Origin of the sequence: Citrobacter sp. Cpo142, from assembly GCF_030332425.1 — a bacterium.
In the GTDB taxonomy this organism is placed as follows: domain Bacteria; phylum Pseudomonadota; class Gammaproteobacteria; order Enterobacterales; family Enterobacteriaceae; genus Citrobacter; species Citrobacter portucalensis.
This window is the reverse complement of the sequence record NZ_JAOWHW010000018.1, coordinates 77,953-99,151: the sequence shown is the minus strand read 5'-3', so window position 1 is coordinate 99,151 and position 21,199 is coordinate 77,953. Positions and strand designations below refer to the sequence as shown.

The 21,199-nt window shown below is 52.0% G+C and carries 20 protein-coding genes, 1 pseudogene and 1 other annotated feature; of the genes and pseudogenes, 11 read left to right on the top strand and 10 right to left on the bottom strand.

Going from position 1 to position 21,199, the window contains the following annotated elements:
- Positions 1-267 precede the first annotated feature (267 nt).
- On the bottom strand, positions 268-1,695 hold the full coding sequence (gene yczR, locus OGY18_RS00925) for a MocR-like transcription factor YczR (RefSeq protein WP_003831031.1): 1,428 nt from the start codon (positions 1,693-1,695) through the stop codon (positions 268-270).
- Between the two features lie 86 nt (positions 1,696-1,781).
- Here yczR and yczE point away from each other — a divergent pair, with 86 nt between their 5' ends.
- Positions 1,782-2,411, top strand: coding sequence for a membrane protein YczE (gene yczE / locus OGY18_RS00920; protein WP_063941317.1), 630 nt, complete (start codon positions 1,782-1,784; stop codon positions 2,409-2,411).
- A gap of 64 nt (positions 2,412-2,475) precedes the next feature.
- The gene (locus OGY18_RS00915; protein WP_003831033.1) at positions 2,476-2,829 is read left to right on the top strand and encodes a DUF1428 domain-containing protein; all 354 of its coding nucleotides are present in this window, start codon (positions 2,476-2,478) and stop codon (positions 2,827-2,829) included.
- A 51-nt stretch (positions 2,830-2,880) separates the two neighbouring features.
- Here OGY18_RS00915 and pdeB read toward each other — a convergent pair.
- Positions 2,881-4,434 (bottom strand): annotated as a pseudogene (pdeB, locus tag OGY18_RS00910) (cyclic di-3',5'-guanosine monophosphate phosphodiesterase PdeB).
- 188 nt (positions 4,435-4,622) lie between these two features.
- Here pdeB and OGY18_RS00905 point away from each other — a divergent pair.
- Together OGY18_RS00905 and ykgO are read left to right on the top strand one after the other, a co-directional pair.
- The gene (locus OGY18_RS00905) at positions 4,623-4,883 is read left to right on the top strand and encodes a type B 50S ribosomal protein L31 (RefSeq protein WP_008783961.1); all 261 of its coding nucleotides are present in this window, start codon (positions 4,623-4,625) and stop codon (positions 4,881-4,883) included.
- Position 4,884: 1 nt separating this feature from the next.
- Positions 4,885-5,025: a type B 50S ribosomal protein L36 gene (gene ykgO, locus OGY18_RS00900; protein WP_005125190.1), complete on the top strand. Its 141-nt coding sequence runs from the start codon at positions 4,885-4,887 to the stop codon at positions 5,023-5,025.
- A gap of 78 nt (positions 5,026-5,103) precedes the next feature.
- On the opposite strand, the gene OGY18_RS00895 is transcribed toward ykgO, so the two are convergent.
- The 6 genes from OGY18_RS00895 to acrA all read right to left on the bottom strand — a co-directional run bounded on the left by OGY18_RS00895 (position 5,104) and on the right by acrA (position 11,898).
- On the bottom strand, positions 5,104-5,574 hold the full coding sequence (locus OGY18_RS00895; RefSeq protein WP_020996574.1) for a YlaC family protein: 471 nt from the start codon (positions 5,572-5,574) through the stop codon (positions 5,104-5,106).
- A gap of 116 nt (positions 5,575-5,690) precedes the next feature.
- Positions 5,691-6,242 (bottom strand): maltose O-acetyltransferase, encoded by a 552-nt coding sequence (gene maa, locus OGY18_RS00890; RefSeq protein WP_003835924.1) that lies wholly within the window; start codon positions 6,240-6,242, stop codon positions 5,691-5,693.
- 181 nt (positions 6,243-6,423) lie between these two features.
- Complete coding sequence (hha, locus tag OGY18_RS00885) at positions 6,424-6,642, bottom strand: hemolysin expression-modulating protein Hha (RefSeq protein WP_002892050.1); 219 nt, start codon at positions 6,640-6,642, stop codon at positions 6,424-6,426.
- 27 nt (positions 6,643-6,669) lie between these two features.
- Positions 6,670-7,044 (bottom strand): Hha toxicity modulator TomB, encoded by a 375-nt coding sequence (gene tomB / locus OGY18_RS00880; RefSeq protein WP_003021733.1) that lies wholly within the window; start codon positions 7,042-7,044, stop codon positions 6,670-6,672.
- A gap of 488 nt (positions 7,045-7,532) precedes the next feature.
- Positions 7,533-10,682, bottom strand: coding sequence for an efflux RND transporter permease AcrB (acrB, locus tag OGY18_RS00875; RefSeq protein ID WP_063941319.1), 3,150 nt, complete (start codon positions 10,680-10,682; stop codon positions 7,533-7,535).
- A 22-nt stretch (positions 10,683-10,704) separates the two neighbouring features.
- On the bottom strand, positions 10,705-11,898 hold the full coding sequence (gene acrA / locus OGY18_RS00870) for a multidrug efflux RND transporter periplasmic adaptor subunit AcrA (RefSeq protein ID WP_003831044.1): 1,194 nt from the start codon (positions 11,896-11,898) through the stop codon (positions 10,705-10,707).
- 141 nt (positions 11,899-12,039) lie between these two features.
- Between acrA and acrR the strand changes: the two genes are divergently transcribed.
- Positions 12,040-12,690 (top strand): multidrug efflux transporter transcriptional repressor AcrR, encoded by a 651-nt coding sequence (gene acrR / locus OGY18_RS00865; protein ID WP_003831045.1) that lies wholly within the window; start codon positions 12,040-12,042, stop codon positions 12,688-12,690.
- Between the two features lie 128 nt (positions 12,691-12,818).
- Positions 12,819-16,184, top strand: a complete 3,366-nt coding sequence (gene mscK, locus OGY18_RS00860) for a mechanosensitive channel MscK (RefSeq protein ID WP_126318998.1) — start codon at positions 12,819-12,821, stop codon at positions 16,182-16,184.
- Positions 16,185-16,259: 75 nt separating this feature from the next.
- On the opposite strand, the gene rsmS is transcribed toward mscK, so the two are convergent.
- Positions 16,260-16,421, bottom strand: a complete 162-nt coding sequence (gene rsmS / locus OGY18_RS00855) for a pleiotropic regulatory protein RsmS (RefSeq protein ID WP_003021750.1) — start codon at positions 16,419-16,421, stop codon at positions 16,260-16,262.
- A 14-nt stretch (positions 16,422-16,435) separates the two neighbouring features.
- On the bottom strand, positions 16,436-16,963 hold the full coding sequence (priC, locus tag OGY18_RS00850) for a primosomal replication protein N'' (RefSeq protein WP_286551305.1): 528 nt from the start codon (positions 16,961-16,963) through the stop codon (positions 16,436-16,438).
- A gap of 69 nt (positions 16,964-17,032) precedes the next feature.
- Between priC and OGY18_RS00845 the strand changes: the two genes are divergently transcribed.
- The 5 genes from OGY18_RS00845 to recR all read left to right on the top strand — a co-directional run bounded on the left by OGY18_RS00845 (position 17,033) and on the right by recR (position 21,193).
- Positions 17,033-17,410 carry a DUF454 family protein gene (locus OGY18_RS00845; protein ID WP_032934350.1) on the top strand — a complete coding sequence of 126 codons (378 nt, stop codon included), beginning with the start codon at positions 17,033-17,035 and terminating at the stop codon, positions 17,408-17,410.
- A gap of 193 nt (positions 17,411-17,603) precedes the next feature.
- Positions 17,604-18,155 (top strand): adenine phosphoribosyltransferase, encoded by a 552-nt coding sequence (gene apt, locus OGY18_RS00840; RefSeq protein ID WP_003021759.1) that lies wholly within the window; start codon positions 17,604-17,606, stop codon positions 18,153-18,155.
- A gap of 117 nt (positions 18,156-18,272) precedes the next feature.
- Positions 18,273-20,201: a DNA polymerase III subunit gamma/tau gene (dnaX, locus tag OGY18_RS00835; RefSeq protein WP_003831049.1), complete on the top strand. Its 1,929-nt coding sequence runs from the start codon at positions 18,273-18,275 to the stop codon at positions 20,199-20,201.
- Positions 19,534-19,598 (top strand) — a sequence feature (DnaX frameshifting element). It overlaps the preceding gene by 65 nt.
- A 57-nt stretch (positions 20,202-20,258) precedes the next feature.
- Positions 20,259-20,588 (top strand): YbaB/EbfC family nucleoid-associated protein, encoded by a 330-nt coding sequence (locus tag OGY18_RS00830; RefSeq protein WP_003021764.1) that lies wholly within the window; start codon positions 20,259-20,261, stop codon positions 20,586-20,588.
- On the top strand, positions 20,588-21,193 hold the full coding sequence (gene recR / locus OGY18_RS00825; protein ID WP_003831050.1) for a recombination mediator RecR: 606 nt from the start codon (positions 20,588-20,590) through the stop codon (positions 21,191-21,193). The genes OGY18_RS00830 and recR overlap by 1 nt, the downstream gene beginning before the upstream one ends.
- Positions 21,194-21,199 lie beyond the last annotated feature (6 nt).

Here is a 21,199-nt window from a genome sequence, read left to right as displayed (position 1 = left end):
AAAAAATCGGCCCAGATCCGCGAAATTTTAATCAGCGAGTCAGCTTGGGAAGAAATGACCTGCTTATTCGCACCTTCCCTGGAATGTCGGCAGCGATGAGTTCTTCCGTATTGCCTCCGACTGGTGTGATGCCGGGGCAAAAATTAAGAAAGACGGTGAGAATTTCGTAATTTCCCTGAAGGGATTCCCGGTTCCTCCTCAACAGTAATATTGCTGGGACTTCCTTGTCCATCACGGTATTCAATGGCGGGTCTTTTGACTCGTCGCTTAGATTATTTTACGCATTTTTCCGCTGCTGGCCTGCAATCGCAGGTTATCCCAAATGGGTTGCAACACTCTGAAAGCAGCACGCGCTGTGTCATCCGGTAACGTGAAGGGCATACGCAAAAAGCGATCGAATGCGCCATCAAGGCCAAACCGCGTACCGGTACCCAGCTGAATGCCTGCACTTTCGGCGCGTGTGGCAAAGAGCGTCGCCAGCGTATCGGGCAGTTCAACCCAGAAAGAGAGTCCTCCCTGTGGCTGGGTAAACTGCCATTCCGGGAAATGTGAGTTCATCAGGTCCGAGCACAGATCTCGTCGCGATGTGAGCAGGCGTCTTCTGTCAGGAAGAAAGTTAGGGGCGTTATCCAGCAGCCAACTGGTGGCGAGTTGTTCAAGCACCGGGGAGCCTAAATCGAAGGTGTCGCGGGTTTGTACCAGCGCCGCAATGGTTCGTGCCGACGCCCGGATCCAGCCCAGACGTAATCCCCCCCAAAAGCTTTTCCCGGCCGAACCCAATAGAATGATCGGCGCGTCGCGATTGAATGCGGCAAGTGGCGGCGGCGGCGGGGCGTCATACCACAGGTTCACCATCGTCTCATCGACCACCAGGGTAGTGCGGGTTCGTTCGGCAATATCCGCCACGACCTGGCGAGTTGCAGCGTCCATGCAACGCCCGGTCGGGTTGTGAAAGTCCGGCATCAGGTAGGCCATTCTCGGTGCGGTTTGCGCGAGGGTGGCGACCAGACCCGCGGTATCCCAACCGTGCTCGGGTAGCGACACGCCGACGGGGCGACAGGATGCGCCTTGAATCGCGGCAATCGCCAGCGGATAAGTAGGGTGATCTACCACTACGCGATCGCCGGGGCCGGTGAGCAAACGTAGGATCAGCGCCAGGCCGCTGACAGCACCATTCACGACCATGATTTCATCGGGCTGCGTCGGGAGCCCGCGATCGCAATAATGCTGAGCGATGGATTCACGCAATACCGACAGTCCCTGTGGCAGATACCCGGAACTCAACAGATGCTGTGGCATGGCGAACAGCGCCTGTTGGTAAGCCTGATGAATTTCGGGTCCGGCACTTAGCGCCGCCGTGGACAAATCAAGTGCTGTGCCGGTACTGGTCCGGGTTGGCACATGGCGAATATGTTCCGGCAGGATCACCCGTGAGCCGCTACCATGACGGCTTTCCAGATATCCCTCTTCACGCAGTTGCGCCATAGCGCTGGCGACGGTAGTTCGACTTACTTGCAGAACGACGGCGAGCTCGCGTTCACCCGGTAAACGGCTATCCAGCGCCAGTCGACCATCGAGAATAAGCAGACGTAACGCTTCTGCCAGCTGTCGCCAGATGGGCGTTCGCGAGGGGCTTTCCAGCCAGTGTCCGAGCAGGCGTTGCAAAGACTGACTTCCATAACGGCGAGATGACATAGCAGTCCACTTTTTGAAAACTGGACATTAATCATAGTGCCAATTGCGATGAAGATGAAAGTTATACGAGAGTGGGAGGGAAATGCATGCTGCGTCGTTTACTTCAGTTATATATCGGGCTGGTGCTGTACGGTGTATCGACGGCGATGTTTGTCCGTGCTGATTTAGGGGCCGATCCTTGGAACGTGTTTCACCTTGGTGTAGCCAATTTATTGTCAATGAATATCGGCGTGGTGATTATTGCCGTGGGCGTGTTGGTGCTGCTGGCGTGGATACCGCTGCGCCAGCGTCCTGGCTTTGGCACGTTGAGTAACGTGATTATGATCGGACTGGCGGCAGATGCCGCGCTGCTGGTGATTCCTGGATTTGAATCTCTGCTGGCGCGCAGCGGGCTGCTGGTGTCAGCGGTAATATTGAATGCGTTAGCAACCAGCCTGTACATTGGCGCCGGTTTTGGCGCCGGTCCGCGTGATGGTCTGATGACCGGTATCCACGCGCGTACCGGCTGGCCAGTACGACGAATTCGAACCGCAATCGAAGTGTCGGTGCTGCTTATCGGTTGGCTGCTAGGTGGAACCGTGGGAGTTGGTACGGTGCTGTATGCCTTGGCTATCGGACCGTTGATTCAGCTTTGCCTGCCGTGGTTTCGGCATCAGCCGCAGTCGCGTACGCGTATCAGGAATGCGCCTGGGGCGCGATCGCCTGGTGGCGACTAAACTTAACCTCGACTGACGCGGCCGGAATCGGCTTGCCGCGCAGTACACTTCGGAGGTTTTTCTCATGAAGTATGTTGATGGCTTTGTGGTTGCCGTACCCGCTGAAAACAAGGAGGCGTACATTGCGATGGCGGCAAAAGCAGCTCCGCTTTTCAAGGAGTTCGGTGCATTGCGCGTGGTGGAGTGCTGGGCAGATGATGTCCCCGACGGCAAGTTGACCGATTTTCGCATGGCTGTGAAAGCGCAGGATCATGAAGAAGTGGTATTCAGCTGGATTGAATATCCATCCAAAGAGGTCCGCGATGCGGCGAATCAGAAGATGATGTCCGATCCCCGTATGAAGGAATTCGGTGAATCTATGCCATTTGATGGCAAGCGAATGATCTACGGTGGATTTGCGCCCATTATGGAAGAGTGATGTGACTGGCTGTGCGGCGTGCCGCCAGCCATCTCAACATCAACAGCCATGTTAAAGCCGTTTTTCTGCCCACAGAATAAATTCCGCTTTCGGCAGCGCTTTGCTGTAAAGCCAACCCTGACCGTACTGCACGCCGTGCTGGCGTAGCCAGGTTTCCTGATTCTCGGTTTCGATACCTTCCGCCACCATCTCAAGTTTCAGCGTTTTTGCTATCTCGATGATATGCGGCGTGACGTTATTGTACTCCAGCGCATCGACGAACGATTTGTCTATCTTCAGGATGTCTACATCCAGATCCTGCAAATAACTCAGGCTGGAATAGCCGGTACCAAAGTCATCAATATAGATTGAATGACCCGCCTGACGGTATTTGGCAATAAACGGCGCGCTGTTTTTTGGGTCGGCAAATTCGCGTTCAGTTAGCTCCAGCGCGATTTGCGCAGGCTTAAGCTGCCAGCGGTTCACCTTCTGGCTTAACAGGGCAGGAAGCGTTTCGGAGGACAGATCGGCTGACTCTAGGTTGATGGATATATGCTGCTCCGGATGCTGACGCAGCCATTTGCCTAAATCTTCAAATACGCTTTCAATAATCAACCGGGTGAGGGACTCTGTCAACCCGGTTTCATGCGCCAGCGCGACGAAGACTTCCGGCGACAGATAGCTTCCGTCGGCCTACTGCCAGCGAGCCAGCGCCTCTGCCCCAACCACTTTCCCCGTTTTGAGCGAGATAATTGGTTGGTAGTGGACTTTGATGTCCCGATGCTGGATAGCGTCCTGCAACTGGTGATGGGGCGACTGTAAGCGGCGCAAAATACGCAAAACAAAGGCGGCGGTGAGCAAGCCGATAAGAATGCCTGCCGGGAGCCAGATCAGTGCCTGCCGGTGCCAGGTTTTTTGTAACGGCAGGGTAGATGCCCAGGTTACGATCGTGATACCCAACTCAGGAAAGGGGCGGGCGTTATAAATGCTGCCATCTTTTTTAAAATGAGTAATCGATCGTTCTTGCTGTACATGCTGCAAAACGTCCGATGGCAGATCGGCGCTACTGGCAACCACGACGTTGCGCACGGTGCCAATGATAGTCACTTCAATCGGCCATGAGCCAAACGGGATGACGTCAATGAAAGAACCCGGATCGACCATCACAACATAATGTTCGCTCCCTAATGCTGCCATAAAGCGCTTGATACCCAAATCATTTTGCGTGGTAAGCCATGCGCGATATCCATCAGGAGTGACTTTCATTGCGGGTGGAAATGCGTCAGCCTGGCTTCTTTTTTCCAGAGATGAGCATTGCGGAACGTTATCTTTGAGGTACAGCACTTCCTGAATATAGCGATAGCTATATGACAAACGGCGCATTTCCAGCAGATGCTCTTCACTACAAGGCACCCCCTGAAATGCTTCAATATGGCGCAATGCTTTTTTCGCCTGCTCGCCTACGCGTTCCGTACGTAATGCGACCCGCGTTGAGAACATGTCGAGCTCATCGATAAATTTCGTTTCGACCTGACGATGTGCCAGCCACAGGCTTAAACCTACAGGCGCGAGGATGGAAAGGAACAGTACCCCAGTCACCAGGCTTATCAGATGTCGTGTTGTCACAGTGATATCCTTATTTACACAGCGTAGGGAAAGTATATCCGAAACCCCAAAAAGCTATTCGATTGGCATCATATATTTACGGCCACTTATCATCCCGTTTGACTCCCTGTCGCGTAAATCAGGTTGTGATTTGTACAAGAGTGGTGTATTTTGTTGGTTATGTTATAACGTAACAAATTGAGGTTGCCATGAAACCGGATATTCATCCTTTTTACCGTACCGTGGTGTTTCACGATACCAGTGCCAATGAATTCTTTAAGGTCGGTTCGACCATCAAGACTGAGCGTGAGATTGAGTTTGAGGGGAAAATGTACCCGTACGTGACTCTCGATATCTCTTCTAAATCACATCCGTACTATACCGGGAAACAAAAAACCTTTGATAATGAAGGCAGTGCAGCACGTTTCCAAAAACGTTTTGGTCATTTTATTGGCGTTAAGCGGGGTTAAAATGCAGGTACTCAATTCACTTCGCAGCGCAAAACAGCGCCATCCTGACTGCCAGATAGTAAAACGCAAAGGGCGTTTGTACGTTATCTGCAAAACGAATCCGCGCTTTAAAGCAGTACAGGGTCGTAAAAAAAGACGTTAGTTTCCTTGCCAGCATTTCAGGGAGTAAAGTGCGTTGCCTTCGCAGCAACGCACTTTTTTAATCTGTGCTGAGATGCCGTTACTGGCTGGTCTGGGCGCGGGTAAGCGTAAAGACATCGTAAAACGAGAGTTCGCCTTTGCGCGATATCATCTTTTGCAGCTGTGCTTTATGTTCGCTATCCACGGACGGTGAGTGCAGGATAGTATCGATGAGTGAGGAGGGGACAAAGCGCGTGTTGTACCATTCTCCGTTATAGCAAACTCTAAAATCCAGAACGTCGATATCTTCAAAGCGGTATCGTGGCGCAACGTCGAAAAAGAAAAAGCCGTTGAGCACAACGAACAGTACCACCAGCAGCCATACTGAATCGACTAACGTTTCTGACTGTAGCATCACCGCCAGCGTGGCAAACCACGCAACATACATGCCGATAAACAGCCCTGGATGTTTGCGAATAAAGCTGATGCTAAAGCGCGGTTTGTTGTCGCGCTTCTCGCGAATATTTAAGTCGTCGATTGTTTCAGTAAGCAGGCGCTGTATTTCTGTCATCTCTTGCCTTCGTGGTGTCTGCAAAATTCAGGTGCGATCGCCCTATTTTAAAAGGGGATACGTTCTGAAGAAAGTAACAGATTAACCACAATTTAGCATAACAGTTACATTTAAGATCACAGCGTTTTGATGATCCTTGCGGGATTGCCCCCAACCACGGTGTTTGCCGGAACGCTTTTAGTGACCACTGCGCCTGATGCCACAACCACGTTATCGCCCAGCGTGACGCCGGGATTGATCACTGCACGGCCACCTATCCAGACATTATTGCCGATAGTCACGGGCTTTCCGAACTCCAGGCCACTGTTGCGCTCGGTAGCATCCAGCGGATGGGTCGCGGTATAGATATGAACGCCAGGTGCCAGCATGCAGTTGTCGCCAATATGAATTGGACAGACGTCGAGCATAACGCAGTCGAAATTAGCGTAAAAGTCTTTACCAAGATAGATGTTATAACCGTAATCACAACGGAAAGAGGGTTCAATATAGGCCCCCTCACTCTGACCTAACAGATCATGCAGGATTGCCTGACGCTCATTTTTTTCATCGGGAGCGGTGAGATTGTAGCGATGGATCAACTGACGAGCGCGTAGGCGGTCACTGCGCAGCGTTTCATCTGCCGGGCGATAGTATTCGCCGGCGATCATTTTTTGCTTTTCATTACGCATTACGAATTCCCTGTGTACTGAAGGTTATTTCAGCACAGTAAAACGTAATGCAAGAAAGGGGAACGTTCCCGCTTCTTTGCTGTGATCATAGTCACGCGATTTGAATTAAATAACCATTGTAAATGAGAAAATGGTCAGCCAGACAACGGTACCGCTATACCTGACTTACCCTTGAGTGCAATTAGCGAATGAATTTCCAAACAGAAGTTGGAATCTTGTCGTAAAGCTTATTCATGGTCAATTCAGCAAGGCGATGATCTGCTGCTGAGTAAAATACAGCCAGTTCGTTGTCGGACAATTCATATTTATTTTTTTCAATAACGCGCTCTAGCGTATCAATTGTCTGGCAACGTCGCAGGCGCATCAAATAATCTGTTTTAGTTAATGGTTTATCGGACATAACTCTTACCTATGATTGTAATAATTTTTAACAAGACAAACTAACAGGATTAGCCCTGGTGGCATTGACAAAACAGCGAAACAGTCGATTACCTGACTTCCGCCATTTCTGCAGATCCTGCGTATTAATACCATAACTGCTGAACAACATAAAAGTGTCATCCAGGTATTCATCTATCTGCGCGATCAGCTTATTGTCCTCATTGTACTTAATTTTATAATTAAGTGCGAAGGTTGCAATATGCTCTATCAGTTCATTGAGCTGCAAGCTGGTTGCAGAGGTAGGGTCATTAACCCAGCCATGGTTACTTTGTTCAAGGTTTGCAAGACAGTCATGATACAGAGTTTCGCAGAGAAATTTAAGCTGCGCGATATCATGTCTTTTGGGTGAGTATTCATCCATAACGCATCCCCTTCTTAGTGGCTTAAACTAACCGAACACCTTTCGGGATGGATACAACAACTACCTGGAACTTGCCCGCGACTCCTGATGATTTAACTATAATCTACTCTAAAAAAGATTTCATCGTCATATCACGAAAAATTACAATTATGTAAAATTATGATGCTACGTCATTTTTACATTTTAACAGATAAATGCCGCTATTCGAAATGGGACAAATTCTTTATTCTTCGGGCAATCATCGGGTTATCTTGTTTAGGTTTAGCAACGAAAGGCAACAACCGACAATGTGAACCAGTGGATAGGATTAATCTTAATATTTATTAAAGTAAATAAGAACTCTCGCTGTTTTTTTAAGAATAGCCTTTAAGGCTACAAGGATTATATCGCTTATTTACCCGAGAGAAAATAAACGGAATGGCAATAAGTGATTTTTATGATTTTTCCAGAAAAAAGGCCGCTTGTGCGGCCTTATCTTTAGAGATGTATCAATGATGTTCTACTGAGTGGCTATGCTCAATATCTTCATTTTTGCGGCTAAAGCGGCGGCGTACCACCACAAAGAACACCGGAACAAAGAAGATCGCCAACACGGTTGCCGTCACCATCCCACCCATTACGCCAGTACCAACGGCGTTCTGCGCACCGGAACCTGCGCCGGAGCTGATGACCAGCGGCATTACGCCCAGAATAAAGGCCAGTGACGTCATCAGGATTGGACGTAAACGCATGCGTACTGCGTCCAGCGTCGCCTCTATCAGACCTTTACCCTCTTTATCCATCAAGTCTTTGGCGAATTCGACGATAAGTATCGCGTTCTTCGCCGACAACCCAATGGTTGTGAGCAGGCCTACCTGGAAGTAAACGTCGTTGGTCAGGCCGCGGAACGTTGCTGCCAGCAATGCACCGATAACACCCAGCGGTACAACCAGCATTACGGAGAACGGAATTGACCAGCTCTCGTACAACGCTGCCAGACACAAGAACACGACGATCAGTGAAATGGCATACAGGGCAGGAGCCTGGTTGCCGGACAGTCGTTCCTGGTAGGACATACCGGTCCAGTCATAACCGATACCGGATGGCAGTTTGCTGGCCAGTTGCTCCATCATGGCCATCGCTTCACCGGTACTTTTACCCGGAGCGGCCTGGCCTAAGATTTCCATGGAAGGCAGACCGTTATAGCGTTCCAGACGCGGTGAGCCGTATTCCCAACGCGAAGTAGAGAAGGCGGAGAACGGTACCATCTGTCCATCGCTGCCGCGGACATACCAGTTTCCAATATCTTCCGGCAACATACGGTATTTCGCTTCAGACATGACGTAAACTTTCTTCACACGACCACGGTCGATGAAGTCATTCACGTAGCTTCCGCCCCATGCTGCACCCAGCGTTGTATTAATATCACTAATGGAAACGCCCAGAGCCTGCGCTTTTTCCTGATCGATATCGATCTTGAACTGCGGCGTATCTTCCAGACCGTTAGGACGTACGCCGACCAACAGATCAGGATGCTTCGCGACTTCACCAAACAGCTGGTTACGCGCCTGAGTCAGCTTCTCATGACCTAAACCTGCCTGGTCAATCAACTGGAAGTCGAAACCGGTCGCGGTCCCTAACTCCACAATCGCTGGCAGGTTAAAGGCAAAGACCATAGCGTCTTTAATCTGCGAGAATGCGCCCATCGCACGTTGAGTAATCGCCTCAACTTTGTTCTCTTCGCCTGGACGTTCACTCCAGTCTTTCAGAGAAACGAACGCGATACCGGTGTTCTGACCACGACCAGCAAAACCGAAACCGTTAACGGCAAACACCGATTCAACGTTCGCTTTTTCCTTGGTCAGGTAGTAATCCGTCATTTCGTCCAGCACCTTCTGGGTACGCTCTTGCGTTGCACCCGCTGGCAGCTGAGCCATTGACAGGAATACCCCCTGGTCTTCATCTGGCAGGAACGAGCTTGGCAGACGAACGAACAGATAAGCCATGCCCACGACGATTATCAGATACAGCGCCAGATAACGACCGGTGCTGCGCAGAATACCGCCCACGCTGTCGGTGTAATGGTGCGTGCTCTTATCGAACATGCGGTTAAACCAGCCGAAGAAGCCTTTTTTGCCTTCACCGTGATCGCCTTTAGCAATCGGTTTGAGCATGGTCGCACACAGGGCAGGGGTCAGAATCAATGCCACCAGGACTGACAACGCCATTGCTGAAACAATGGTGATGGAGAACTGACGGTAAATTGCACCGGTAGAACCCCCGAAGAATGCCATCGGGATAAATACCGCTGACAGTACCATCGCGATACCCACCAGTGCGCCCTGAATCTGGCCCATTGATTTACGCGTTGCTTCCTTCGGCGGTAGTCCTTCCTCTGCCATTACACGTTCAACGTTCTCGACCACAACGATGGCGTCATCCACCAACAGGCCGATGGCGAGCACCATCCCGAACATCGTCAGGGTGTTTATCGAGAAGCCGAAAATCGCAAGGACGGCAAACGTACCCAATAGCACAACCGGCACGGCGATAGTCGGAATCAGCGTCGCGCGGAAGTTCTGCAGGAACAGATACATTACCAGGAACACGAGGATGATTGCTTCCGCCAGCGTTTTTACTACTTCGTGAATAGAGATTTTCACGAACGGCGTGGTGTCATATGGGTAAACGATCTTCAGACCTGACGGGAAGAACGGCTCCATCTTCTTCAGTTCTTCGCGGATAGCGTTTGCTGTATCCAGGGCGTTAGCACCTGTCGCCAGCTTGATACCCAGACCGGATGCCGGTTTACCGTTGAACTTCGCAATGATGTCGTAGTTCTCACCGCCCAGTTCCACTTTCGCCACGTCACGCAGACGAACCTGGGAACCATCCTGATTCACTTTCAGCAGAATTTTGCTGAACTCATCAGCGGAGGTCAGACGGGTTTGCGCGATGATTGACGCGTTAAGCTGCTGGCCTTTAACCGGTGGCGTACCACCTAACTGACCGGCTGCAACCTGGGCGTTCTGCGCCTTGATGGCGCTGATTACATCAACCGGCGTCAGCTGGAAGTTGTTCAGTTTGTTCGGATCCATCCAGATACGCATCGCGTACTGAGAACCAAACAGCTGAACATCACCCACGCCTGAAGTACGGCTAATAGCGTCCTTCATGTTGGCGCCAACGTAGTCGGAAATATCCTCCTGCGTCATGGTGCCGTTGGTGTTGATAACACCGACAACCATCAGGAAGCTACTGGATGACTTCTCAACGCTAACCCCTTGCTGCTGTACTTCCTGCGGCAGCAACGGCATGGCCAGCTGCAGTTTGTTCTGCACCTGAACCTGCGCGATATCCGCATCAGTACCAGACTGGAAGGTTAGGGTGATCTGCACGGTACCCGTGGAGTCACTGTTAGAGGACATGTACATCAGGTTATCGATACCGTTCATATTCTGTTCGATAACCTGCGTAACAGTATCCTGTACTGTTTTGGCATCAGCGCCAGGGTAGGTCGCGGAGATCGTCACTGCTGGCGGTGCAATAGTCGGATATTGCGCTACCGGCAATTTGAGGATCGCGAGCCCCCCTGCCAACATGATGATAATGGCGATCACCCACGCAAATATTGGGCGATCGATAAAGAAATTAGGCATGTCTTAACGGCTCCTGTTTAAGTTAAGACTTGGACTGTTCAGGCTGGCTACCGCTTTGGCCTTGCTGGTTGTTATCAGCGGTGATTTCCTGCGCTTTTACCTGCGCGCCAGGACGTACTTTCTGCAGCCCAGTAACAATCACGCGGTCGCCCGGCTTAAGTCCATCAGTGACTAACCATTTGTCACCAATCGCTTGTGCGGCGACAATTTGACGAGTTTCAACTTTGTTGTCTGCGCCGATAACCAATGCACTGGCATCGCCACGCGGTGTACGGGTAACGCCTTGCTGCGGGACCAGTAATGCAGTTGGGTTAATCCCTTCTTCCAGACGTGCACGGACGAACATACCCGGCAGTAAGGTGTGATCCGGGTTAGGGAAGATGGCGCGTAACGTAATCGATCCGGTGGTTTGATCAACCGTCACATCAGAAAATTCCAGCGTGCCGGACTGCGGGAATTTAATGCCGTCATTGGTTACCAGTTCGACTTTCGCTTTGCCGTTCTCTTGCTTCAGTGTGCCGTTGGCCAGCTCTTGTTTCAGGCGCAGGAAGTCGTTGCTTGACTGCGTCACGTCCACGTAGATCGGGTCTAACTGCTGAACGGTCGCCAGTGCGGTCGCTTGACCGTTTTGCACCAGAGCACCTTCCGTAACGGATGATTTACCAATGCGGCCGCTGATAGGCGACGTCACTTTGGTATAGGCCAGATTGATGCGTGCAGTTTCTACCGCGGCTTTCGCGGCGACAACGGCGGCGTTTGCCTGCTGCGCGTCTGCCAGCGCGCTATCATAGTCCTGTTGACTGATGTACTTGGTACCCAACAGTTTCTGATAACGTTTAACCGTCAGTTGAGCGATATTTGCTGCGGCTTGTGCTTTGGCCAGATCGCCTTTTGCGCTTTCATAAGCGGCCTGGTAAGTTGCAGGATCAATCTGATAGAGAGACACACCCGCTTCGATGTCACCACCTTCGGTGAAATTACGCTTCAGGATAATACCGCTAACCTGAGGGCGAACTTCTGCGATGCGAAACGCACTGGTGCGACCCGGAAGCTCGGTTGTTATCTGTAGAGGTTCAGTTTTGAGTGTAACAACTCCAACCTCTGGCATCTGCTGGCCCCCTTGTTGGGCCTGTTTGTCGTCACATCCTGTTAGCGCTAAGCTGCCTGAGAGCATCAGAACGACTGCCAGAGGCGTTAACCCTCTGTTTTTGTTCATATGTAAACCTCGAGTGTCCGATTTCAAATTGATCAATGGCTTAAAGCCCATAAACCCATTGCTGCGTTTATATTATCGTCGTGCTATGGTACATACATTCACAAATGTATGTAAATCTAACGCCTGTAAATTCACTGACATATGGCACGAAAAACCAAACAACAAGCACAGGAAACACGACAGCATATTCTCGATGTTGCTCTGCATTTGTTTTCGCAACAAGGGGTATCATCCACCTCGCTTGCGGAGATCGCAAAAGCCGCTGGTGTCACGCGCGGAGCAATCTATTGGCATTTCAAAAACAAGTCGGATTTATTCAGTGAAATCTGGGAGCTAGCAAAACCTAACATTGATGAGTTAGAGACTGAGTATCAGGCAAAATTCCCCGACGATCCACTATCAGTATTAAGAGAAATTTTAATTTACGTTCTTGAAGCTACCGTGACAGAAGAACGCCGACGTTTGTTGCTGGAAATTATATTCCACAAATGCGAATTTGTCGGGGAAATGGCCTCTGTTCAGTTAGCTCAACGCCATCTTTGTATTGAAAATTACGATCGTATCGAACAAACATTGCGGCACTGTATGGATGCCAATATGCTGCCGGAAAACCTGAACACCCGTCGCGTGGCGGTCCTGTTGCGTAGCTACATTACCGGAATCATAGAAAACTGGTTATTTGCCCCCGAATCGTTTGATCTGAAAAAAGAAGCTCGGGAATACGTGGCTGTGCTGCTGGAGATGTGCCTTATGTGCCCAACTCTGCGGCTTGGCGTGGCGGAAATCCACTAAACGTTTTGGGCCTGTACCAGGAATTCTCCTGGTCGTTTTGCCTGCTGCTATTCTGCCGGTCACAGCCGTGATATTCTTGCCGCTTGACTATTTTCGGTCACTTTTCCGGTTCAGAAACGTTCATTCTCATGACTATGTTGCAGCTCTATAAACGTTCACAGCATCTTATTGCTATTACCATTCTTTTCTTCATTCTCTTGCTATCTTGCCAGTCGTCTGCTTTTGCGCGGGCGCAACAGAGTGGTGAACTGCCGACGAAAGCGGATATTCAGAGCCAACTGGACGCGCTGAGTAAACAAAAAGATCTCTCCGCGCAGGATAAGCTGGTCCAACAGGATCTCATCGATACCATCGCCACGTTGGATAAAATCGATCGCGTGAAAGATGAGACCGTACAGCTTCGCCAGAAAGTTGCCCAGGCACCGGAGAAAATGCGTCAGGCGACGGATGCGTTAAATTCGCTCAGTGATGTTGATAACGACGATGAAACGCGAAAAACGCTGAGTACACTCTCCTTACGACAGCTTGAGTCGCGCGTGGCACAGGTTTTGGATGACCTGCAAAGTGCGCAAAACGATCTTGCCGCTTACAACAGCCAACTGGTGTCGCTCCAGACGCAGCCAGAGCGTGTGCAGAATGCGATGTACACCGCGTCGCAGCAAATGCAGCAAATCCGCAATCGACTCGATGGCACCAATGTGGGAGAGGCGGCGTTACGCCCCAGCCAGCAGGTGTTGCTGCAGGCGCAGCAGGCGCTGCTGAATGCGCAGATCGACCAACAGCGTAAGAGCCTGGAAGGCAATACTGTTTTGCAGGATACCTTGCAAAAACAACGTGATTACGTAACAGCTAACAGTAACCGGCTTGAACATCAGCTCCAGCTCCTGCAAGAAGCGGTGAACAGCAAACGACTGACGTTAACCGAAAAGACGGCTCAGGAAGCGGTAACGCCGGATGAAGCCGAGCGTATTCAGTCAAATCCGTTAGTGAAGCAGGAACTGGATGTTAACCATCAGCTCAGCCAGCGCCTGATTGCCGCGACCGAAAACGGCAACAACCTGATGCAGCAGAATATCAAAGTCAAAAACTGGCTTGACCGCGCGCTGCAATCCGAACGCAATATTAAAGAACAGATCGCTGTCCTGAAAGGCAGTCTGCTGCTGTCGCGTATTCTGTATCAGCAACAACAAACACTGCCGTCGGCGGATGAACTTGCCGATATGACTAACCGGATCGCTGATTTGCGTCTGGAACAGTTTGAGATTAACCAGCAGCGCGATGCGCTATTCCAGAACGATGCGTTTGTCGCCAAACTGGAAGAAGGGCACAGCAACGAAGTGAATGGTGAAGTCCATGATGCCCTGCTGCAGGTTGTGGATATGCGCCGTGAACTGTTGGATCAGCTGAACAAGCAGCTGGGCAACCAGTTGATGATGGCGATTAACCTGCAAATCAATCAACAGCAGCTAATGAGCGTGTCGAAGAACCTGAAAGGGATCCTCACGCAGCAAATCTTCTGGGTTAATAGTAACCGTCCGATGGACTGGGACTGGATCAAAGCCTTCCCGCAAACGCTCAAAGACCAGTTTAAGTCGATGAAAATCACAGTGAACTGGGAAAAAGCCTGGCCAGCGGTCTTTATTGCGTTCCTGGCGGGCCTGCCGCTGCTGCTTATTGCCGGGTTAATCCGCTGGCGTTTGAAATGGCTGAAAGAGTATCAGGCGAAATTAGCCGCCGCAGTAGGGAATCTGCGTAATGACAGTCAGCTCAATACGCCAAAAGCGATACTGATCGATCTGATCAGAGCGTTGCCGGCGTGCCTGATTATCCTCGCCGTGGGCCTGATTCTGCTTACCATGCAGTTGAATATCAGCGACCTGCTGTGGGCGTTCAGTAAGAAGATGACAGTCTTCTGGCTGGTGTTTGGTCTGTGCTGGAAGGTGCTGGAAAAAGATGGCGTGGCGATACGTCATTTTGGCATGCCAGCGCAGCAGACCAGCCACTGGCGCCGCCAGATCGTGCGTATTAGCCTGGCGCTGTTGCCGCTTAACTTCTGGTCGGTCATTGCTGAACTGTCGCCGCTTAATTTGATGGACGATGTGCTGGGTCAGGTAGTTATTTTCCTCAACCTGCTGCTGATCGCCTTCCTGGTATGGCCAATGTGCCGCGAAAGCTGGCGTGACAAAGAGTCACATGGCCTGCGTCTGGTCACTATTACCGTCCTCTCAATTATCCCGATTGCATTAATGGTGCTGACGGCGACAGGGTATTTCTACACCACGTTGCGCCTGGCCGGCCGTTGGATTGAAACGGTCTATCTGGTTATCCTTTGGAACCTGCTGTATCAGACGGTACTGCGTGGATTGAGTGTGGCGGCACGTCGTATCGCCTGGCGCCGTGCCTTAGCGCGTCGTCAGAACCTGGTGAAAGAAGGGGCGGAAGGAGCCGAGCCGCAGGAAGAACCGACCATTGCGCTTGAGCAGGTTAACCAGCAAACGCTGCGTATAACAATGCTGGTGATGGTTGCCCTGTTTGGTATTCTGTTCTGGGCTATTTGGTCTGATTTGATAACCGTATTCAGCTACCTCGACAGCATAACGCTCTGGCATTACAACGGCACCGAAGCGGGAGCTGCGGTGGTGAAAGACGTCACCATGGGCAGTCTGCTGTTTGCGATTATTGCCTCAATGGTCGCGTGGGCGCTGATCCGTAACTTACCCGGCCTGCTGGAAGTGCTGGTGCTGTCGCGACTGAAGATGCGTCAGGGTGCTTCGTATGCGATCACCACGATCCTTAACTACGCGATCATCGCCATCGGTGCGATGACGGTCTTCGGATCGCTCGGTGTTTCATGGGATAAGCTACAGTGGCTGGCAGCAGCCCTGTCGGTTGGTCTTGGTTTTGGCTTGCAGGAAATCTTCGGTAACTTTGTTTCGGGTCTGATTATTCTGTTTGAACGCCCGGTCCGCATCGGCGATACCGTAACTATCGGTACGTTCTCAGGAACGGTCAGCAAGATCCGTATCCGTGCCACCACTATTACCGACTTCGATCGCAAAGAGGTGATCATCCCGAACAAAGCATTTGTGACGGAGCGCTTGATCAACTGGTCGCTTTCCGATACCACCACGCGTCTGGTGATCCGCATCGGCGTGGCCTACGGTTCGGATCTGGATAAAGTGAAGAAAGTGCTGTTGCAGGCGGCGATGGAACATCCGAAAGTGATGCACGATCCGGAGCCTGCGGTGTTCTTTACCGCCTTCGGCGCCAGCACGCTGGATCATGAACTGCGATTATACGTGCGTGAACTGCGCGATCGTAGCCACACGGTTGATGAACTGAACCGTGCGGTCGATCGTTTGTGCCGTGAAAACGACATTGATATCGCCTTTAACCAGCTCGAAGTGCACCTGCATAATGCGAAAGGTGATACCGTGACCGAGGTTAAGCGTGACATCATTAAAGGTGATGATCCGACGCCTTCGGTAGGTTAATAGAAAAACTCATCAGGCCTGCGAGCTTCGATTCATTCGTAGGCCTGATAAGTGCAACGCTTTCAGGCATTTCAGCTATAGCGCGTTTTTTGAAGAAGAGAGCTGTTTCTTTTCGTAATCCCGTTTAACAATCTCCAGCGCCTTCAGTACGGTTTCAGGCGCAACCTGATTTTCCTCAAGTAAAACAATCAAATCGACGGCCAGTTTGACCTCGTCCGGGGCGTTCTCTAATGACATAAATTCTCCGGGGATTAACGGGTTAAACGCGCCAGCACGTTTTCTATGCTTGCCAGAGCATGGCGACAGCGCGCCAGTCGCGCCTCGAATGCTTCTACTTCACGATGCAGTTTTTGCTGTTCTTCAAAGCCGGTAGCCTGAGCCAGACGCTCTTTGCGTTCACGCGTCATTTCAACCAGACGGCGTTCAAATTCCTGATGTTGGACCCGCTTGCGCTGCCAGCGCGCCAGACCTGGAGAAGCGCTGTCCCACTCTCGAAGGGACCAACTGGCGGTTTCACGTGAAATCGCCTCTAACTGTGAGGCAAGGTGTTCCGCAAGCCAGGTGATTTGCGGGAGTTGTTGCTGCTCAACGGCACGACGCAGGGCAGTAAGATTATCGTCAGCCTCATCCAGACAAGCCTGCAGCAACGTGCTGCGCGTGTGAAACAGATGCCTGTCAAAGCGGGCGCTAAGCGTTGTGTGATGCGCCAGCGGAGCACAACGCTGTCGCAGGCGGTTAAGCTGGTTTTCGAGCGTCTGTAACAGCATGGCGGTTTTCACAACAACACTCCGATGAAAATGAGAACCGTTATGCTAAAGTAGCGATTCTCTGTGTTAAGTACTCATATTATGCAACGCATTATTCTAATCATCATTGGCTGGATAGCGGTAGTGCTAGGTACGCTGGGCGTTGTATTGCCTCTGTTGCCGACGACGCCGTTTATACTGCTGGCAGCCTGGTGTTTTGCCCGCTCATCGCCGCGTTTTCACGACTGGTTGCTTTACCGTTCGTGGTTCGGCGGGTATTTGCGCCACTGGCAAAAACACCGTGCGATGCCGCCGGGAGCAAAACCGCGCGCTGTTTTGTTGATCCTGGTGACGTTTGGTATTTCACTGTGGCTGGTCAATATGATGTGGGTGCGCGGCCTGCTGCTGGTTATTCTTGCCTGTTTACTGATTTTTATGTGGCGGATCCCGGTGATTGATGAAAAACAACAAAAGCAGTAAAGCGCAATAATCGCTGTTGCAATTGTCTCTCACAGCCAGTAAATTCGACCGTTTTCGAGCACAGGCGCAGGTGGTCAAAGGTTAAGCAAGTGTAACCTTGGCTCTTATATAGACACAAAATCATTCAAGATACGTCGAGGATGAAGTGTTTAGTGCGCCGTGAAGTAATACTGTATTAATCAGGCACAAACTTATGACCGCGACAGCACAGCAGCTTGAGTTTCTCAAAAATAGCATCAAAAGCATCCACGACTACCCAAAACCGGGCATTCTCTTTCGTGATGTCACCAGTTTACTGGAAGACCCGAAAGCCTACGCCCTCAGCATTGAATTGCTGGTTGAACGCTACAAAAATGCGGGTATCACTAAAGTGGTTGGCACCGAAGCGCGTGGCTTCCTGTTTGGCGCGCCGGTAGCGTTGGGTCTGGGCGTCGGCTTTGTTCCGGTACGCAAACCCCGTAAGCTTCCGCGTGAAGTTATTGCTGAGACCTATGAGCTGGAATACGGCACCGATCAGCTGGAAATCCACGTTGATGCCATCAAACCTGGCGATAAAGTGCTGGTTGTGGACGACCTGCTGGCAACTGGCGGCACGATTGAAGCGACTGTGAAGCTGATCCGCCGTCTGGGTGGTGAAGTTACCGATGCTGCTTTTATCATTAACCTGTTTGATCTGGGCGGCGAACAGCGTCTGGAAAAACAGGGGCTGACCTGTTATAGCCTGGTTCCATTCCCGGGCCACTAAGTCGGGCTATCTTATCTCGGTAGACGAATACCGAGACACACAACCTCGCCGTCGCTGCGAGGTTGTGTTAGCATTATCCCCCTGTGAATCCACCCTCCAGCCTTTCAGAGCCTGCCAATGAGTTATCAGGTCTTAGCCCGAAAATGGCGCCCACAAACCTTTGCTGACGTCGTCGGCCAGGAACATGTGCTGACGGCACTGGCGAACGGCTTGTCGTTAGGGCGTATTCATCATGCTTATTTGTTTTCCGGCACCCGTGGCGTCGGGAAAACCTCTATCGCCCGTTTGCTGGCGAAGGGATTAAACTGTGAAACCGGCATCACCGCCACGCCGTGTGGCGTGTGCGATAATTGCCGGGAAATCGAGCAGGGGCGTTTTGTCGATCTGATTGAAATCGACGCCGCCTCACGCACCAAAGTCGAAGACACCCGTGACCTGCTGGATAACGTCCAGTATGCGCCTGCGCGCGGTCGCTTTAAGGTCTACTTGATCGACGAAGTGCACATGCTGTCTCGCCACAGTTTTAATGCCTTGCTGAAAACGCTCGAAGAGCCGCCCGCGCACGTTAAGTTCCTGCTGGCGACTACCGATCCGCAGAAGCTGCCGGTGACTATCCTGTCGCGCTGTCTGCAATTCCATCTTAAAGCGTTGGATGTCGAACAGATTCGCCATCAGCTTGAGCATATCCTCAAAGAAGAGCATATCGCCCATGAACCACGTGCACTGCAATTGCTGGCTCGCGCCGCGGACGGCAGCCTGCGTGATGCGCTGAGCCTGACCGATCAGGCGATCGCCAGCGGCGATGGCCAGGTCTCGACCGAGGCGGTCAGCACTATGCTCGGCACGCTGGACGACGACCAGGCGCTCTCGCTCGTTGAAGCGGTTGTTGCTGCGGACGGCGAACGCGTGATGGCGCTGGTAAACGACGCCGCCGCGCGCGGTATCGAATGGGAAGCGCTGCTGGTTGAGATGTCGGCTTTGCTGCATCGTATTGCCATGGTTCAGCTTTCGCCTGCCGCGCTCGGCAGCGATATGGCCGCCATTGAACAGCGTATGCGTGAACTGGCGCGAATTGTTCCGCCAACCGATGTGCAGCTTTACTACCAAACTTTGTTAATCGGGCGCAAGGAACTGCCATATGCGCCGGACAGGCGAATGGGCGTCGAAATGACGCTGCTGCGTGCGCTGGCTTTTCATCCGCGCATGCCGCTCCCGGAACCTGAAGTTCCACGACAGTCGTTTGCCCCGGTCGCACCCACTGCGGTGATGACCCCGACGCAGGTGCAGCAGCAGCCTGCGCCTGCACAACAGCAACAGAATGTGCCGCTCTCCGATGCCACCAGTCAGGTGTTGGCGGCGCGTAGCCAGTTGCAACGCGCTCAGGGAGCAACCAAAGCAAAAAAGAGTGAACCGGCAGCCGCTTCCCGCGCGCGGCCGGTGAATAATGCTGCGCTGGAAAGACTGGCTTCGGTGTCGGAACGTGTTCAGGCGCGTCCGGCGGTCTCTGCGCTGGAAAAAGCACCGGCGAAGAAAGAAGCGTATCGCTGGAAAGCGACCAATCCTGTTGCAGAAGTTAAAGAAGTCGTTGCCACGCCGAAAGCGCTGAAAAAAGCGCTTGAGCATGAAAAAACGCCGGAACTGGCGGCAAAGCTTGCGGCTGAAGCCATTGAACGCGACCCGTGGGCCGCCCAGGTGAGTCAGCTCTCGCTGCCTAAACTGGTGGAGCAGGTGGCGCTTAATGCCTGGAAAGAAGAGAATGGCAACGTAGTTTGCCTGCATCTGCGTTCCACGCAGCGACACCTAAATTCCAGCGGTGCGCAGCAAAAACTGGCCGAAGCTCTGAGTTCCTTAACGGGGTCAACGGTTGAATTGACCATCGTTGAAGATGATAATCCAGCGGTGCGTACGCCGCTGGAGTGGCGTCAGGCCATTTATGAAGAGAAGCTCGCGCAGGCGCGTGAGTCGATTATTGCGGATAATAACATCCAGACGCTGCGTCGTTTTTTCGATGCGGAGCTGGACGAAGAGAGTATTCGCCCCATTTGATCGTCAGCCTAATGGTTTGACGGTCGTCATCCCTTAACGTGATTGAGAGAGAAGCCTATGTTTGGTAAAGGCGGTCTGGGTAACCTGATGAAACAGGCCCAGCAGATGCAAGAAAAAATGCAGCAGATGCAGGAAGAAGTCGCCAAGCTGGAAGTGACCGGCGAATCTGGCGCGGGTCTGGTAAAAGTGACCATTAACGGCGCGCACAACTGCCGTCGCGTGGAGATCGATCCAAGCCTGCTGGAAGACGACAAAGAGATGCTGGAAGATCTGGTTGCTGCGGCATTCAACGACGCGGCGCGTCGCATTGAAGAGACGCAGAAAGAGAAGATGGCCTCTGTTTCCTCCGGAATGCAGCTGCCGCCTGGCTTTAAGATGCCGTTCTGATGCAAACCAGCCCGCTGTTAACTCAGCTTATGGAAGCACTGCGCTGTCTGCCCGGCGTTGGCCCGAAGTCGGCGCAGCGCATGGCGTTCACGCTACTTCAGCGCGATCGCAGCGGCGGGATGCGTCTGGCACAGGCGTTAACGAAGGCAATGTCGGAAATCGGCCACTGTGCCGATTGCCGCACCTTCACAGAACAAGACGTCTGCAACATTTGTTCGAACCCGCGTCGCCAGGAAAACGGTCAGATTTGTGTGGTGGAGAGTCCGGCGGACATCTACGCCATTGAGCAAACCGGGCAGTTTTCCGGACGTTACTTCGTGCTGATGGGACACCTGTCGCCGCTGGACGGTATTGGCCCTGATGATATCGGGCTGGATCGTCTCGAACAGCGACTGGAGTCTGAGCAAATCAACGAACTGATCCTGGCGACCAATCCCACGGTCGAAGGAGAGGCGACCGCCAACTATATTGCTGAGCTTTGCATGCAATATGGCGTTGAAGCCAGCCGTATCGCCCATGGCGTTCCGGTAGGCGGCGAGCTGGAAATGGTCGATGGCACTACGCTGTCGCACTCTCTGGCAGGACGACACAAGATTAAATTCTGAACAAAC